This is a genomic window from Ruegeria sp. ANG-S4 (assembly GCF_000814005.1).
Classification (GTDB): domain Bacteria; phylum Pseudomonadota; class Alphaproteobacteria; order Rhodobacterales; family Rhodobacteraceae; genus Ruegeria.
In genome coordinates this window covers 58356-72768 of the sequence record NZ_JWLK01000001.1, presented here as the reverse complement: position 1 = coordinate 72768, position 14413 = coordinate 58356, and the positions used below count along the sequence as shown (strand labels likewise).

At 57.3% G+C, this 14413-nt stretch carries 20 protein-coding genes; 7 read left to right on the top strand and 13 right to left on the bottom strand.

Annotated elements, in window-relative coordinates; genetic code table 11:
* Position 1: 1 nt before the first annotated feature.
* From RA28_RS00400 to RA28_RS00390, 3 genes are read right to left on the bottom strand one after another with little or no spacing between them, the layout of a single operon-like run.
* Positions 2–832, bottom strand: a complete 831-nt coding sequence (locus tag RA28_RS00400; protein WP_039522459.1) for a carbon-nitrogen hydrolase family protein — start codon at positions 830–832, stop codon at positions 2–4.
* Complete coding sequence (gene grxC / locus RA28_RS00395; RefSeq protein WP_039525397.1) at positions 832–1089, bottom strand: glutaredoxin 3; 258 nt, start codon at positions 1087–1089, stop codon at positions 832–834. Before grxC ends, RA28_RS00400 begins: the two co-directional genes overlap by 1 nt.
* 37 nt (positions 1090–1126) lie before the next feature.
* Positions 1127–1891, bottom strand: a complete 765-nt coding sequence (locus tag RA28_RS00390; RefSeq protein ID WP_275041360.1) for a ComF family protein — start codon at positions 1889–1891, stop codon at positions 1127–1129.
* Between RA28_RS00390 and RA28_RS00385 the strand changes: the two genes are divergently transcribed.
* Both RA28_RS00385 and hemH read left to right on the top strand, forming a co-directional pair.
* Positions 1872–2702: a methyltransferase domain-containing protein gene (locus tag RA28_RS00385; protein WP_039522455.1), complete on the top strand. Its 831-nt coding sequence runs from the start codon at positions 1872–1874 to the stop codon at positions 2700–2702. The genes RA28_RS00390 and RA28_RS00385 overlap by 20 nt on opposite strands.
* Positions 2703–2756: 54 nt before the next feature.
* Positions 2757–3806, top strand: coding sequence for a ferrochelatase (hemH, locus tag RA28_RS00380; RefSeq protein ID WP_039522452.1), 1050 nt, complete (start codon positions 2757–2759; stop codon positions 3804–3806).
* A gap of 80 nt (positions 3807–3886) precedes the next feature.
* On the opposite strand, the gene RA28_RS00375 is transcribed toward hemH, so the two are convergent.
* Complete coding sequence (locus RA28_RS00375; protein ID WP_010442520.1) at positions 3887–4069, bottom strand: hypothetical protein; 183 nt, start codon at positions 4067–4069, stop codon at positions 3887–3889.
* Positions 4070–4209: 140 nt separating this feature from the next.
* On the bottom strand, positions 4210–4809 hold the full coding sequence (locus RA28_RS00370; protein WP_039522447.1) for a L,D-transpeptidase: 600 nt from the start codon (positions 4807–4809) through the stop codon (positions 4210–4212).
* Positions 4810–4977: 168 nt separating this feature from the next.
* Between RA28_RS00370 and RA28_RS00365 the strand changes: the two genes are divergently transcribed.
* Positions 4978–5493: a CAP domain-containing protein gene (locus RA28_RS00365; protein WP_039525392.1), complete on the top strand. Its 516-nt coding sequence runs from the start codon at positions 4978–4980 to the stop codon at positions 5491–5493.
* On the opposite strand, the gene RA28_RS00360 is transcribed toward RA28_RS00365, so the two are convergent.
* The 8 genes from RA28_RS00360 to RA28_RS00325 form a co-directional block, all read right to left on the bottom strand.
* A complete protein-coding gene (locus RA28_RS00360; protein ID WP_039522444.1) occupies positions 5490–6521 on the bottom strand; it encodes a hypothetical protein in 1032 nt (343 codons plus the stop codon). The genes RA28_RS00365 and RA28_RS00360 overlap by 4 nt on opposite strands.
* 271 nt (positions 6522–6792) lie before the next feature.
* On the bottom strand, positions 6793–7257 hold the full coding sequence (locus RA28_RS00355; RefSeq protein ID WP_039525389.1) for a PTS sugar transporter subunit IIA: 465 nt from the start codon (positions 7255–7257) through the stop codon (positions 6793–6795).
* Between the two features lie 58 nt (positions 7258–7315).
* Positions 7316–7879, bottom strand: coding sequence for a ribosome hibernation-promoting factor, HPF/YfiA family (hpf, locus tag RA28_RS00350; protein WP_039525387.1), 564 nt, complete (start codon positions 7877–7879; stop codon positions 7316–7318).
* A gap of 253 nt (positions 7880–8132) precedes the next feature.
* Positions 8133–8891 carry an LPS export ABC transporter ATP-binding protein gene (lptB, locus tag RA28_RS00345; protein WP_039522441.1) on the bottom strand — a complete coding sequence of 253 codons (759 nt, stop codon included), beginning with the start codon at positions 8889–8891 and terminating at the stop codon, positions 8133–8135.
* A complete protein-coding gene (locus tag RA28_RS00340; RefSeq protein WP_039522438.1) occupies positions 8891–9382 on the bottom strand; it encodes an LptA/OstA family protein in 492 nt (163 codons plus the stop codon). The genes lptB and RA28_RS00340 overlap by 1 nt, the downstream gene beginning before the upstream one ends.
* Before the next feature lie 3 nt (positions 9383–9385).
* Complete coding sequence (lptC, locus tag RA28_RS00335) at positions 9386–9985, bottom strand: LPS export ABC transporter periplasmic protein LptC (RefSeq protein WP_039525385.1); 600 nt, start codon at positions 9983–9985, stop codon at positions 9386–9388.
* An 11-nt stretch (positions 9986–9996) separates the two neighbouring features.
* On the bottom strand, positions 9997–10965 hold the full coding sequence (locus RA28_RS00330) for a KpsF/GutQ family sugar-phosphate isomerase (RefSeq protein WP_039522435.1): 969 nt from the start codon (positions 10963–10965) through the stop codon (positions 9997–9999).
* Entirely contained in the window at positions 10962–11576 is a 615-nt protein-coding gene (locus RA28_RS00325) for a ribonuclease D (RefSeq protein WP_039522432.1), read from the bottom strand. The genes RA28_RS00330 and RA28_RS00325 overlap by 4 nt, the downstream gene beginning before the upstream one ends.
* Before the next feature lie 133 nt (positions 11577–11709).
* Between RA28_RS00325 and RA28_RS00320 the strand changes: the two genes are divergently transcribed.
* The 4 genes from RA28_RS00320 (at position 11710) to RA28_RS00305 (ending at position 14409) form a co-directional block, all read left to right on the top strand.
* Positions 11710–11973: a metal-sensing transcriptional repressor gene (locus tag RA28_RS00320; RefSeq protein ID WP_039522429.1), complete on the top strand. Its 264-nt coding sequence runs from the start codon at positions 11710–11712 to the stop codon at positions 11971–11973.
* Between the two features lie 3 nt (positions 11974–11976).
* Entirely contained in the window at positions 11977–13200 is a 1224-nt protein-coding gene (locus RA28_RS00315) for an MFS transporter (RefSeq protein WP_082029683.1), read from the top strand.
* A 35-nt stretch (positions 13201–13235) separates the two neighbouring features.
* Complete coding sequence (locus tag RA28_RS00310; protein WP_039522426.1) at positions 13236–13664, top strand: Lrp/AsnC family transcriptional regulator; 429 nt, start codon at positions 13236–13238, stop codon at positions 13662–13664.
* A gap of 133 nt (positions 13665–13797) precedes the next feature.
* A complete protein-coding gene (locus RA28_RS00305) occupies positions 13798–14409 on the top strand; it encodes a transglycosylase SLT domain-containing protein (protein ID WP_052261211.1) in 612 nt (203 codons plus the stop codon).
* Positions 14410–14413: the final 4 nt, after the last annotated feature.

The following is a 14413-nucleotide window of genomic DNA, read 5'->3' as shown; positions in this document are numbered from 1 at the left end:
ATCAGGGCCCGTCGAAGGGCCGCACGTGAGACAAAGAGGGCACGCGGCGGCGTGCCTCTGTCACAGAACTATCATCCAAATCGAAAATGTGAATGCCCGGATCGGTCCCTGCGTCGATCAGCACCTCTCCCCATGGGGCCACGACCATGCTGTGGCCATGGGTGTAACGGGTTTTTCCGCGCGTTTTCGGATGCTCGCCCGTTTGCGCCGGGGCCAGCACCCAACAACCGGTTTCAATGGCGCGGGCGCGCAGCAACGATTCCCAGTGCGCCGCCCCGGTGACCGGGGAAAACGCGGCGGGCACCGTCAGAATGCGCGCGCCGGCCTGCGCCAGCGTGGCATAAAGATGCGGAAAGCGGATGTCATAGCAGATTGTCAGACCGACTTTTCCGAAATCGGTTTCTGCGATGACTGCCTTCGTTCCGGGACGGTAGTTTTTTGATTCGTGGAACGTCTCAGTCTCGGTGACCTGCACGTCAAACATGTGGATCTTGTCATATCGCGCCACGATCTGACCTTGTGGGTCAATCATGAACGACCGATTGGCAAATCTCCCGTCCGAGTCGTGGGTCCTGATCGCCAGCGACCCGATCAGCAACCAGACACCCAATGCAGCGGCCTGCTCTTGCAGGCCGGTCAGGGTCTGGTCATCTTCTTCATGCTGCAAAACCTCGCGCTGCCGCGTGTTACTGGTCGAGACACAGTTCGAGACTTCCGGCGTCAGGATGAACTTAGCCCCCTGACCGGCGGCATCAATCATCATGGATCGCAGCATTTCGAGGTTGCTGACCGGATCATCCGAAGATGTGATTTGTAGAAGCGCGGTCTTCATCAAGCCGCCAGCAGTTGATCCAGCTTGCCCTGACGATCCAGTTCATAAAGGTCGTCGCATCCGCCCACATGCTGTGTGCCAATGAAAATCTGCGGAACGGTGCGCTTTCCGCCGGCTCGCTTGATCATCTCGGGCTTGCGTTTGGGATGCATCAGCACATCGACCTCTTGAAATTCGACGCCTTTCTGTTTCAGCAGGCGCTTGGCTGCGTGGCAGTAGCCGCACAAGGGCGAGGTATAGATTTCAACCGGTTTCATATTCCGTTCCTTCGGGTTTCGCGCAATCTTGGGCGAATTAGGCATCCTTGGCAACGCGCGCCAGTACCAACACGAAAATATGATTTGCCCCTGATGCAAGGCAAGCGCGGGCACAGGCCGATAGGGTCGCCCCTGACGTCATTACATCGTCGATCAACAACACGTCGCGCCCGCGCAGACGTTCAGATCGCCGGGGGTGGACATCGATAGCACCCATCAGCGTCTCGTCCCGTTCCCGGGCTGTTTTCCCGTCCAGAACCGGCGTGCGTCGGTTTCGGATCAGCAGATCCGGGCAACATTCAAGGCCAACCTCGCGGCCCAGATGCTGTGCCAAAAGGGCTGACTGGTTGTATCGCCGTTTGATCAGACGCGTCCAATGCAGCGGAACCGGCGCGATCAGCATGTTCGACTTTACCAGGTCACGTCCCGCCCGGGCCATCCAACCCGCGGCAGGACGTGCCAGTTCGGGGCGGTCGCCGTGTTTTAGCGCCAAGACCAATGATCGAGCCTTGCCCTGGTACATCAGCGCAGCGCGCCCATCGCTCCAAGGGCGCGGTGACGTCAGGCAATCGTCGCACTCGATGCGAAACCCGTCTGTTGCCCCCGGCACAGGGACACCGCAGCTTTCACAGACTGCACCGCCGATAAACGGCGTATCACGCCAACACGCACCACAAAGACCGAAATCCGCTTCGGTAAGGACGCCGCATCCCATGCAGCGTGGCGGGTAAACCAACTCGACAACGGTTTGAATCCTCCGCCGGATGCGATACCTGCGCTTTATGAAACTGCCAGAGTCCAACACACCCTCATTGTTCGACCGGCGGGCTCTTGCCCTGCACCGCGCCCGCGCGCGAGATGACGCTTTGTTCCTGCACCACGCCTCCGTGGACGAGGTTCAGGATCGCCTCTCGATGGTTAATAGAACCTTTACAGACCCGGCGATCGTTACCCCGTTTGCATCCGTGTGGGCCAATCGCCTGCCAAATGCGAAAATTGTGGCCGATGATGAGGTTCTGGCGCTGGCGCCCGAGGCGCATGATCTGGTAATTCACGCGATGGCGCTTCACTGGGCCAATGACCCGGTCGGACAGTTGATTCAGTGCCGCCGAGCCTTGCGGCCCGACGGGCTGTTGCTGGCCATTTGCCTGGGCGGAGAGACCCTGACAGAATTGCGTGCCGCATTGGGACAGTCGGAAATTGCTGTGACTCAGGGCCTCAGCCCCCGTGTGATTCCGATGCCGGAACTGCGCGATTTGGGCAGTCTTCTTCAAAGGGCCGGGTTGACACTGCCTGTGGCAGACAGTTTGCCGTTGCAGGCGGAATACCGGGACATCTATCACCTGATGCAGGATTTGCGGGCGATGGGCGAAACCAATGCCCTTACGGAGCGGCTGAAGAATCCGACGCGCCGTGCAGTGTTTGATGCCGCCCAAAAGCTCTATGCAAAGCATTTCTCTAGTCCGTCGGGTCGTTTGAAGGCCACCTTTGAATTGATCTGCCTGACGGCGTGGTCGCCGGATGACAGCCAGCCCAAACCCCTGCGCCCCGGATCAGCCAAAACACGTTTGGCCGAGGCACTAAGGACAGAAGAACGCAAACTGCCTGATTGACGACCGGGTTTTTCCCTTTATCTCAGGCCGGAACACCAAATCAGGAAGCCTCAGATGTTTGATGCCACTCGCCCCGCGCATGCACCCGCGGATCACCCGAAGGTCAAAATGGGCCGTGTTGGCGTTCTGCTGGCCAATCTGGGCACGCCGGACGACTACACGTATTGGCCGATGAGGCGGTACCTGAACGAGTTCCTGTCGGACCGCCGGGTCATTGATTACCCTGCATGGAAATGGCAGCCGATCTTGCAAGGTATCATTCTGTCCAAGCGCCCTTTCAGCTCCGGTGAAGCATATAAATCGATCTGGAACCACGATAAGGGCGAAAGCCCGCTTATGACGATCACAAAGGACCAGACCGCCAAAATTAAGCAAGCCATGCAGGATAGATATGGCGATCAGGTGATGGTCGACTTCTGCATGCGCTACGGAAACCCGTCGACCAAGTCCAAGATGCGGCAGATGGTGTCCGAAGGATGCGATCGTATTCTGTTTTTCCCGCTTTACCCGCACTACGCCGGAGCAACGACCGCGACGGCAAACGACCAGTTCTTTCGCGCATTGATGGAAGAAACCTGGCAACCGGCCAGCCGCACGGTCCCATCCTACTACGACGAACCCGCCTACATAGATGCGTTGGCTGTATCCGTGGAAAACGCCTATGCGGCAATGGAAACCAAGCCGGACATTCTGGTGTGCTCGTACCACGGCATGCCCGAACGCTACCTACAGCAAGGCGATCCCTATCACTGTCAGTGCGTCAAAACCTCAAGACTGCTGAAAGAGCGCCTGGGTTGGTCGGACGACCAGTTGATTTCAACGTTCCAGTCCCGCTTTGGTCCCGAAGAGTGGTTGAAACCCTACACAGTTGATCACGTTGCAGATCTGGCACGGCAGGGCAAAAAGAAAATCGCCGTAATTGCGCCCGCCTTTTCCGCCGACTGCATCGAAACGCTGGAAGAGATTAACGAAGAGATCAAGGAAAGCTTTGAAGAGGCCGGTGGCGAACAATTCACCTACATTCCCTGCCTCAACGACGATGACACGCACATTAGGGCCCTGAGCAAGGTGATCCAGGACAATCTGCGCGGTTGGCTGGACTGATGGTCTGACACTGATGATCTGACAACGAAAAAAGGCGGTGGAATACTCCACCGCCTTTTAGATTGATGAGTCTCGTCGACTTAGCTTGCTGCAACCGCTGCGGCAACAACAACCAGCAGGATCAGAGGCAGGATGATGCCCTGCGACGAACCCTGGGTTTCTTCGACAACTACAGGTGCTTCAACAACCGGCTCTTCCAGGTTACCGGCATATGCGGTCGAAGCAGCAGCGGTCAGTGCAGCAGCGAGAACGAGTTTCTTCATAATTAACCTCCAGAATTTGCGCGAATCCATTGATCTGGACCGCGCATCCAAGACTTACCTCGTGGTTTTTTCTAATCAGCAATGCAGATGGATTGCAATTGCAACTTACCAGACAAGCGGGTTCGTGCGCCAAAATGTCGTCAAATTAGCAACACTTGCGTGCCAACCTTCGCCATTCCAAACAGCTCGGCGATGTCCTCGTTGAACAGGCCGATACAACCATTCGACGAGCGTCGTCCGATTTTACGCGTGTCGTGTGTACCGTGAATGCGGTAATATTTCCAGCTCAGGTACAAAGCGTGCGTTCCCAACGGGTTATCGGGACCCGGCGGGATATAATCCGGCCATTCCGGGTTGCGCTTTTTCATCGAAGGTGTGGGTGACCAGCTGGGGCCTTCGACTTTCCGGATTACGCTGGTACGCCCGCGCCGGGTCAATTCCTCGGTCAGCGGTACGGAGGAAGGGTATAGTTTGTAGACGGTCTGATCATCCGACCAGTAGTGCAAGGCGCGTGAGACCGTGTCGACCAGAATCGCGCCGTTATTGGTGTTGGAAAAATAGGGTTGCCAGTCCAACGCCCGGAAACCCGATACGTTTCGACGGACGGACGGTTCCGGCTCGGGCGCCGGACGCAAAGGATCGCCGGGAATATACTGCGCAATCGCAGGCGACGCGATGCCGGCAGCGGCACCGGCGATGAAGGCGCGGCGCGAGGTTTTTGAAATGTTCTTTTTGACCATGATGGCGGCCCTTCTGTACAGGAATGCAGAAAATCTGACGCATTCTATGGCCAGAATGCTTCAGTCGCAAATCAAACCGGCAGAATCATGCAGGCCAATGGCATTGTGCATTTGCCCCAAGGCTTCAGGCAGGCTATTTCCGTGTTCGACACAAAAACCGGGCCCATCATGACGCGTATTCTTTCCTTTCTTGTGATTTGTTTGGTCGCATTGGCGGCCTGTACCGATTCGGGCACGACTGCCATCGGTGCGGACGGCAGGCCCTTACCGACGGTCTACAAGATTCGGGGGAACCCGGAAAAGCTGCAGTTCCGCATGCTGGATTCGGTAAACGCGCTGCGACAGGCACAAGGGCTGCAACCCGTTCAACTGAACTCGAGCCTGAACGCCGCAGCCGCGACGCACTCAAAGGACATGGCGCGCCAGAATCGCCCGTGGCACTTCGGCTCGGACGGCTCTTCACCGATCGACCGCGCATCACGGGCGGGGTACTTTGGCACATTCCTGGGCGAAGCGATTTCCGAGACGTACGAGACGGAGACGGAAACTCTCGCCGCGTGGATGCAAGAGCCCGGTCCGCGGGCGGTCATCATGGACCCCAAAGCCACGCAAATGGGTTTCGCCTGGCATCAGGAAGGTGGCGGGAAAATCTGGTGGACCCTGGAAATGGGAAGCGGCGGTTAGAACGCGATCGGTGATATACCGCCCGTGAACGCCGCCAGGATCGGCGCGGTCAGTGCAAATCCCGCGCGGATGTAATCGCTGGCCCCCTCTTTCAGCCCATGTGACGTTTTCCAATCGTTGATGTCCAGCGCTTCGCCGGATTGCGGGGCTCGGGCGGCAGCATCCGCAAGTTGTTTGACCCGACCATCCAGGATCAGGGCGACGGGCAGGTAAAAACTAAGCAGCAGCAAGCTGAAATAGGTGCCAGTGAATAACGCCGAGGCCAGCACAAGAGCGCTGTAAGCCGGTTTTTCCGTTTCCGTGATCAAAGGCAACGGCCAGTGCATCCAACTGGTGGCGAAGAACATCCCAAAGGTGAGTATCAGGCTGGACAGATAAAGCTGCTGCCGCATCTGCTGGAAGTTCCTGGCCAGCTGGGCGGCCACGTCCTCGACATCTTCGCTGTCCCGCGCCTCGAGACACAAGATCATTCCGACAATCAAAGCACCCACAGCAAGCCCGGCGACGACGGTCACGATGTCCAAAGTGCGGTGGAACAGGGTTACAACAGGCACATCTCCACATGCGCCCATCAACCAAATACGTTCCGGCCCGGCGCATCCCGGTAGCGTGCCCATGGACAGGGCAGCCTCAAACACATCAGCGCCAAGCCGGTGGTAGATACGGGTTGCTTCGGGATCCGCGTTTTGTTGCAGCACGGGCGTGAGCGCCAGCAGCGAGATCACGATCACCGTGGCGATTGACACCATCCGCGTTTCGCGGGCCATCGGGCGCGAAAGGTTGCGTGCAAGCAAGGCGACCGGTAACACCGCCAGCGCTACGAAAAACCACGTCGCAGCGAGGAACCGATATCGCCCAACGGCCTCCAGCCAGGGGCGATCCGTCTGCAGAATGTCGACCGGCACGTTCAAATCCGCTGCAATCAAGTGACCGGTAATGACCGCATTCAGGCTGAAAATAGTAATTGGAACGAAGGCAATGGCGAAATAGCGCAGATCTACTCGGCGTTCGGCCACAACAATCCTCATGAATTCATTCGATAATCAATCGAACTCATACCACAAGATCGGATGCGACGCACATCGACGCTGGATTTGAAAGGCACCGGACCGTCAAACGCACAACGATTAATACAACTTTGCCGCAAAACAACGCGAAACACATGGCGCCGACGCTCAGTCGCCCCAAGGCCAGTCAGCGGATTCTTCGTCTGCTTCGCAGTCAAAATTTCGGCGAGGCCAGCGCTTCCACACTTGCGTTGCTCAAGCACCGCCCGAGCTTTGGGCGCACGCTTTTGCCTTAGGCGGCCTGCATCGACTGCGCTTCGGTCAGGATGGCGTATAGTTTGACCGGATCGGGATTGGCCCGAAGTTTGGCACAGACCGTCGGCTCTCGCAGCGTTCGTGATACCAGGGCAAGCGCCTTCAGATGCTCAACGCCCGCTTCTTCCGGCGCGAACAACGAAAAGGCCAAATCGACGGGCTGACGATCGACCGAGCCAAAATCGATCGGCTTTTCCAGCAAAACAAAAACACCAGCGACCGCCTCGATTTCGGTCAGACGGGCATGAGGCAAAGCGACCCCATGGCCAACACCTGTCGGTCCCAGACTCTCACGTTCCAGCAAATTCTCGACAATTGCCTGCGCGTCCAGCCCAAGCGTGCCGGCGGCAACGTCGCCGATTTCCTGAAACAGTCGCTTCTTACTGGAAGCAGACGACAACACGCGTACTGCTTCGGGCTTCAGAATGCTCGAAAGCTCCATGATCATGCTCCATGGCGACCCCCTGTGCGAGCAGGGGGCACCTCACTATCCTTGCCTGTTACGGATCGATCCAGCCGATGTTGCCGTCATCCCGGCGATACACGACGTTCAACCCGTCCTTGTTCTCATTGCGGAACACCAGCACCGGTGCACCGGCGAGTTCCATCTGCATTACGGCCTCACCTACACTCAGCGATGGGATCTTGGTTTCCATCTCAGCCACAATCATGGGCTGCAGCGATTCTGGCTCCGCGGCCGTCTCCGATTCGTCAGAAGCGAGGATATAGGAGGACGCGCCAAAGAGTTCAACCGGTTCAGACCGATCCTTGTGATGGTCCTTGAGGCGACGTTTATAGCGGCGAAGCTGGGTCTCCATCTTGTCGCAGCACGCCTCGAACGCTGCGTAAATCTCGGTTGCATGGGCCTTGGCCTGCGCCGTCAGGCCGGTGGATAAATGTACTGTCGTTTCGCATACATATTCATGCGCTGAACGGGAAAAGACGACGTTGGCGTCGGTTGGTCGCTGGGCATATTTGCCCACAACCTCGCCCAGTTCGGTCTGCACATGAGTTTGCAGGGCCGCACCGATGTCGATCTGTTTTCCGCTAATTTGGTAACGCATGTGATCTCCTTCGCAATTCACACCCATTCTGACGTAACGTAACGCAACGAACTTGTTTTTATCGGGTGGGGGGTATCGGCATTTTCTGCGGTTGCCGCTGGCCCGGCCCTTCGACGAAGGGAGACCGAGATCCAGTCTGGAACCGAATAAATGCCATAAACCAATTGAGGCAAGAGACGAAGGAAGAGTCAATCAAAACAGGCGTGTATATACGCGATTTCTGATCACCTTCCGGTGCTTTTTTCACGCAACATCATGAAATTCGGAAGTTTTCACCCAAGTAGACGCGTCGGACGTTTTCATTCTCGACAACTTCGTCTGGCGTGCCGGACATCAGCACCTGCCCGTCATGAAGGATGTAGGCTCGGTCCACGATCTCCAGCGTTTCCCGAACGTTATGATCCGTGATCAAAACGCCGATGCCGCGTTTCTTCAGATCAGCGACCAGATGGCGGATATCGCCCACGCTGATGGGGTCAACGCCAGCAAAGGGCTCATCCAGCAGCAGGTACTTTGGATCGGCCGCCAAACAACGGGCAATCTCGACCCGGCGACGCTCACCGCCGGATAGCGCAAGCGCCGGCGCACGCCGCAGATGTTCAATCGAGAAGTCCGAAAGCAGTTCTTCCAAACGCTCTTTTCGGCGATGAGCATGTTCAACGGTGATGTCGAGAACGGCCGAGATGTTGTCCTCGACGCTCATGCCCCGAAAAATCGACATTTCCTGCGGAAGATACCCGATCCCCAGCCGTGCGCGTCGGTACATCGGCAAGGTCGTGACATTTTGGCCATCAATCGTGACGGTGCCGGCCTCGGGAAACACCAGCCCGGCCACCGAATAAAAGGTTGTTGTCTTGCCAGACCCGTTTGGCCCCAGCAACGCGACAACTTCGGACCGGTTCAGTGTCATGGACACATCCCGGATCACCGTCTTTTTTCGATAAGACTTGCGCAGCTTTTCGATCTTCAGACCGGAAGAGCCCTCGGCAACGGACAACTTAGGGCTGTTCATCAGTTTCCACTCGGCTGCAGGATGGTTTTGACCCGGCCCGTCATCGTGGCCAGCCCTGTGTTCAGATTTGCAATCATCTCGTCGCCGCTGATGACACTTGGCCCCTGCGTCAGCAGCACGTTGCCCTTCATTTCGATCACGCCTGAGTCGATGGTGTATTCCGCCCAATCCCCTTCAGCCGCGTCCGGCGGGCTGACAAGAACCACATTTTCCGTGGCTTCCATCCGTTCGATGGCGGATTGCGCTTCGTTGTAGATGACCAGAACGCGTTCGGCGGTCAGGCGCATTTCGCCCTGAATGACGATAACGTTTCCCAGAAACTCTGCCGACCCGTTTTCCTGATTCACATTCAGCGTTTCGGACGTAACCTCGACCGGTAAGGTCGGGTCTGCGTTCGGAGATCCGAAAGCGACCTGTGCCTCCTGTGCCCACGCCGGCAAACCACCTAACGTCACGACAAGGGAAACAGAGACTACGCGTAAATCAAACACAGGTTATCTTTCGGCTTTTTGTGGCTCGTATATCAGCTTCACGCCATCTGTAAAAAGAATATGGACAGGTCCGTCCTTTTTTTCCGTTCCAAACGTCATGCGCCCTGCCGTAAAGTCACCGATCGGGCCGGTTCCATCAACCTGTCCCGGCGTATTCCCGCGAATTTCGTCCAGTGATGTGTTCAACAGGTCAGTGGTCACCTGGATACCATCCGCTGTGGTAATCACGACGTCACCCACAAAAGTGGCTGTGCCCTTGTCGGGGCGGATCGTGCCTTCGTTGGACACCATCGTTATCTCGCGCCCGTTGCTCAGGTCATATTGCCCATGAATTTCGGACGCGGTCGGATCGTCGCCGGGTTGGCCCTGTCTGGCTTGGCGCGCTTCGATCCGAACTTCTTCGCCTTTGCGCGTCACGCCCTTGTAGTCCGGCAAGGTGACCACCTGGTCCGACATCCGTTGGTCGATGGCGTCGTCACTGAAAGGCCCGGTTCCGTTGGTTTCGATACTGCGCGACAGCAGGAAAACGGTCGCCAACAGAAAGATCGCCGCCAACGGCAACAGCACTTTGAAGAACTGTACCATTTGGGAATAGCGATCCACCACAAGCCTCCTTAGCCCAGCCCGACACGCAAACAGTCATGAATGTGCAGGATGCCTTGTGCGCGGCCTTCGGTTTGCGGGTCGACAACAAACAGACAGGTGATCTTGGGCTTTTGCATCGTCATCAACGCCACCGCACTTTCGGCCAGTTCATCCGGCCCGATGGTGCGTGGGTTCGCCGTCATGACCTCATCGACGGTCAGTTCCAGCAGACCTTTCATATGTCGCCGCAGGTCCCCGTCTGTCACAATCCCAAGAAGGCGGCTGTCCGCATCGACAACGCCGACAACGCCAAAGCCCTTTTGGCTCATCACAAGCAGTGCTTCGCTCATCGCTGTGCCCGAGGCGACAATCGGCGTATCCGTATGCATCAGGTCGCTGACCTTGCTCAGCTGCGCACCCAGTTTGCCGCCCGGATGGAAATCACGAAAGTGTTCGGGCCGGAAATCCCTGTATTTCATCAGGGCGATGGCCAGCGCGTCCCCCATCGCCAGCGTCAGCGTCGTCGAAATTGAGGGGACCATGCCAAAGCCGCAGGCCTCGCCCAAAGACGGGATCAGAAGGTGCACATCCGCTTGCTTCATCAACGTGCTTTCCGGTTTGCTGGAAAGTCCGATCAACGGAATACCAAAGCGCCGGGTAAATGTCAGAAGGTTTGCCAACTCCGGCGCCTCGCCCGAGTTCGAAATTGCAAGAACCACATCACCTTTCGACACCATACCCAAATCGCCGTGGCTGGCCTCGGCGGGGTGGACGAAATAGGCTGGCGTACCTGTGCTGGCCAGAGTTGCTGCAATCTTGTGCCCGATATGGCCTGACTTGCCGATGCCGCTGACAATGATCCGACCCGTGGCGTTCAGAATCAACTGCACCGCTTCGGCGAAGTCATCATTCAGACCTTCTGACAGAACGTCCAACGCCCGTGCCTCGTCCGTCACGACCTGTCGCGCGGTTTCAAGAAAGGACTCGTTATCGGTCATGAGTGCGCAAAGATATCCGTTTCGGGCCAGCCTGCGAGATCGAGTTTCGCACGCATCGGCAGAAAATCAAAACAGGCCTGGGCCATCTCGGTCCGCCCTTCGCGCAACAAACGGCCATCCAACGCGTCGCGCAACTGGTGCAGATAAAGAACGTCTGACGCGGCATACTCCAGTTGTGCCTCGGTCAGCGTTTCCGCGCCCCAGTCGCTCATCTGCTGTTGTTTTGAGATATCGACGCCGATCAGCTCCTGACACAGGTTTTTCAACCCGTGGCGATCCGTGTAGGTGCGCACAAGGCGGCTGGCGATCTTGGTGCAGTACACAGGTGCGGCCAGTGCGCCAAATGTATGGTACATGGCTGCAATATCGAACCGCCCGAAATGGAACAGTTTCAGAATGTCCGGGTTTTCCAGCATAGCGCACAGGTTCGGGGCCTCTGTCTGGCCCTGTTCGACCTGAATGATATGGCTGTTGCCGTCGCCACCTGACATTTGGATTACGCACAGGCGGTCGCGATGGGGGTTCAGGCCCATTGTTTCGCAATCAATGGCCACAACGGGGCCCAGGTCCAACCCATCCGGCAGGTCGTTTTTGTACAAGTGGTTCGCCACGCGGTGTTCCTTTGTCTCGTATCGTCCCCGAGATAGGAGGTTTGTCAGGCAAACTCAACGCTCTCGGTTCGAGAGCCCAATGTACGGGGTCGATGTGTTGACTTTATCCTCATGGGGGGGATAGGGATACATCATGTCCAATCACATGCACGAATCCCACCCCGACATAAAGGCGCGGCTGAAGCGGGCGCACGGGCATCTTGCCAAGGTAATTGCCATGATGGATGACCACGCCCCCTGCGCAGATATTGCGCAGCAATTGTTTGCCGTGGAAAAGGCGATCACCAACGCAAAACGGGTTCTGATCCACGATCACATCGACCATTGCCTATCCGCGGATCAGAACAGCGCACAGTCCAATGTCGAAGACTTCAAAACCATAACCAAGTACCTCTAGAAAATGCTGGGTGTCCTTCGAAACCGGGTCTACCGTCATCTGTTCGCAGCGCAGATCGTCGCGCTGACCGGAACCGGTTTGGCGACAATCGCGCTTGGCCTACTGGCCTACGATCTGGCCGGGGACGAGGCCGGGTTGGTCTTGGGTGCGGCACTGACCATCAAGATGGTGGCCTATGTCGTCGTTGCGCCTTTGGCCGCGGCATTCGCCGAGCAGGTTGATCGCCGCAGGATGCTGGTGGTTCTGGATCTTGTTCGCGCAACTGTCGCCATCGGCCTGCCTTTCGTCACCGAAGTTTGGCAGGTCTACGTGCTGATTTTCGTCCTTCAATCCGCCTCGGCCGGGTTTACCCCTGCCTTTCAGGCGACAATCCCGGACGTTCTGACCGACGAAAAAGACTATACGAACGCCCTGTCCTTGTCGCGCCTCGCCGTTGACATGGAAAGCCTGCTCAGCCCGATGCTGGCGGCGCTATTGCTGACCTTCATAACTTTCGACACCCTGTTTTGGGGCACAAGCCTTGGCTTCATGGCGTCAGCGTTGCTGGTTGTTTCGGTGGTTTTGCCCTCTCCAAAACCATCTGGTCGCCGCGGCATCTATGATCGCACGACTCGTGGCATCAGAATCTATCTGAGAACCCCACGCCTGCGCGGGCTGCTGGCTCTGAGTTGGAATGCCGCTGCGCTCAGCTCGATGGTCATCGTAAACACTGTGGTCATCGTCCGCGCGGACCTCGGCCTTCCTGAGAATGCGGTTGCGATTGCGTTGGGCGGATTTGGTGGCGGATCAATGGTCGCCGCGTTTCTGTTACCGTCAATTCTGAACCGTTTTGCGGACCGAACGGTCATGCTGAGCGGGGCCTTTATGGGCACATCAGCCATGGCGATTCTGGCCATATTGTCGGGATTTGCCCCTTTGTCGCTGGGTCTTTTGACCTGCTTCTGGGCCTGCGTCGGTTTTGGCTATTCAGCGACCCTGACCCCATCCGGGCGATTGCTGACCCGCTCGGCACGGCCCGAGGATCGCCCGGCGGTGTTTGCCGCGCAGTTCACGCTGTCTCATGCGTGCTGGCTGTTTCTCTATCCGCTGGCTGGTTGGCTGATGACACGGCTCGGTGCAACAGCGGCCTTGTCCTATATGGCGACTGCGGCTGTTTTCGGCCTTGGTCTGGCCTTTGTGTTATGGCCGCGTGAAGGCCAGGCGGTCGTCCAGACCGACACGACTTGAGATTGGGTCGCCTTCTGCACTAGACCAATAGAACCATGGACCAGCTTGACCGTCGCATTATCGCCGCCCTTCAACACAATGCCCGGGATTCGACCTCGCGCATTGCCGCGAAACTGGGCGTGGCGCGCACAACGGTCCACGAACGCATCAATCGAATGCAGGAACGCGGTGTCATTACCGGTTATTCTGTCATCCTGCATCACGCAGAAGACGCGCCCAAGGTTCAGGTCATAGTTTTGCTGGAGGTCCAGCAAAAGGAAACGACCCGCATCATCAAACGCCTGGAAGCGTATCCCGAAGTCAAACTCTGCCTCTCGATCAATGGCGAGTTCGATCTGCTGTTGTCCGCCGAAGCGCCAAGGATAGAGGATCTGGATATTCTGGTGGACGAGCTGGCGAAGGTTCCCGGCGTTTTGCGAACCAATACCAGTGTGGTTTTCGGCCGGCGAATTGATCGAAATTGAATAGTCGATAACGCTCTGTAAACTTGCAACCTGCTAGCGTGCCCGCGATCGAACAGAATCGCGAACAGGCAGAATGCCCCAACCGACAATTGCAGTTTTCCTCATTTTCGCATCTGTACTTGCGACCGAAGCCATGGCTGGTTTCACGAACGCATGCGACCGGGCGGCCCAGCGAGCCGCGCAAAGCGAAGACGTTCCAATTAATGTGCTGAAGGCGATTTCACGGGTGGAAACCGGTCGCCGCCACAAAGGACGGATCGAGCCCTGGCCATGGACCATCAACGTTGAAGGGCAAGGGTATTGGTTTGCCACCGAGCGTGAGGCGAAATCCTATGTTTTCAATATCTTCAAGGCGGGCCGTCGCAGTTTCGACATTGGATGCTTCCAGATCAACTACCGGTGGCATGGCAAAGCCTTCCGGTCGATTGATGCCATGTTCGACCCGGATGAAAATGCCCGTTATGCAGCAGGTTTTCTGAGAAAACTGCACGCTGAGCTTGGCTCGTGGCAAGCCGCGGCAGGCGCCTATCACTCGCGGACACCGGACCTGGCGCACGCTTATCAAGAACGGTTTCAGGCCGTACTGGCGGACCTCGGTGAACCAAACCAAGACAGACCGGTTAATCCCTTCGCCAGCGCAAACGGACCTCTGATCCCGCGCGCGCACGGCGACGAACGACCAGGCGTTCTGGGGTCCTTGATGCCCGCATCCGACGCCGATGTGGCATTTATCGCGTTCAACTAGGGGA

What these genes read in the sequence shown, in the direction of transcription:
- RA28_RS00400 (WP_039522459.1), bottom strand. Translation starts at nt 832, where the DNA reads ATGAAGACCGCGCTTCTACAAATCACATCTTCGGATGATCCGGTCAGC.
- hpf (WP_039525387.1), bottom strand. Translation starts at nt 7,879, where the DNA reads ATGCGTTACCAAATTAGCGGAAAACAGATCGACATCGGTGCGGCCCTG.
- RA28_RS00370 (WP_039522447.1), bottom strand. Translation starts at nt 4,809, where the DNA reads ATGGTCAAAAAGAACATTTCAAAAACCTCGCGCCGCGCCTTCATCGCC.
- grxC (WP_039525397.1), bottom strand. Translation starts at nt 1,089, where the DNA reads ATGAAACCGGTTGAAATCTATACCTCGCCCTTGTGCGGCTACTGCCAC.
- RA28_RS00365 (WP_039525392.1), top strand. Translation starts at nt 4,978, where the DNA reads ATGACGCGTATTCTTTCCTTTCTTGTGATTTGTTTGGTCGCATTGGCG.
- RA28_RS00305 (WP_052261211.1), top strand. Translation starts at nt 13,798, where the DNA reads ATGGCTGGTTTCACGAACGCATGCGACCGGGCGGCCCAGCGAGCCGCG.
- lptB (WP_039522441.1), bottom strand. Translation starts at nt 8,891, where the DNA reads ATGAACAGCCCTAAGTTGTCCGTTGCCGAGGGCTCTTCCGGTCTGAAG.
- RA28_RS00355 (WP_039525389.1), bottom strand. Translation starts at nt 7,257, where the DNA reads ATGGAGCTTTCGAGCATTCTGAAGCCCGAAGCAGTACGCGTGTTGTCG.
- RA28_RS00385 (WP_039522455.1), top strand. Translation starts at nt 1,872, where the DNA reads ATGAAACTGCCAGAGTCCAACACACCCTCATTGTTCGACCGGCGGGCT.
- RA28_RS00375 (WP_010442520.1), bottom strand. Translation starts at nt 4,069, where the DNA reads ATGAAGAAACTCGTTCTCGCTGCTGCACTGACCGCTGCTGCTTCGACC.
- RA28_RS00360 (WP_039522444.1), bottom strand. Translation starts at nt 6,521, where the DNA reads ATGAGGATTGTTGTGGCCGAACGCCGAGTAGATCTGCGCTATTTCGCC.
- RA28_RS00315 (WP_082029683.1), top strand. Translation starts at nt 11,977, where the DNA reads ATGCTGGGTGTCCTTCGAAACCGGGTCTACCGTCATCTGTTCGCAGCG.
- RA28_RS00320 (WP_039522429.1), top strand. Translation starts at nt 11,710, where the DNA reads ATGTCCAATCACATGCACGAATCCCACCCCGACATAAAGGCGCGGCTG.
- RA28_RS00310 (WP_039522426.1), top strand. Translation starts at nt 13,236, where the DNA reads ATGGACCAGCTTGACCGTCGCATTATCGCCGCCCTTCAACACAATGCC.
- hemH (WP_039522452.1), top strand. Translation starts at nt 2,757, where the DNA reads ATGTTTGATGCCACTCGCCCCGCGCATGCACCCGCGGATCACCCGAAG.
- RA28_RS00330 (WP_039522435.1), bottom strand. Translation starts at nt 10,965, where the DNA reads ATGACCGATAACGAGTCCTTTCTTGAAACCGCGCGACAGGTCGTGACG.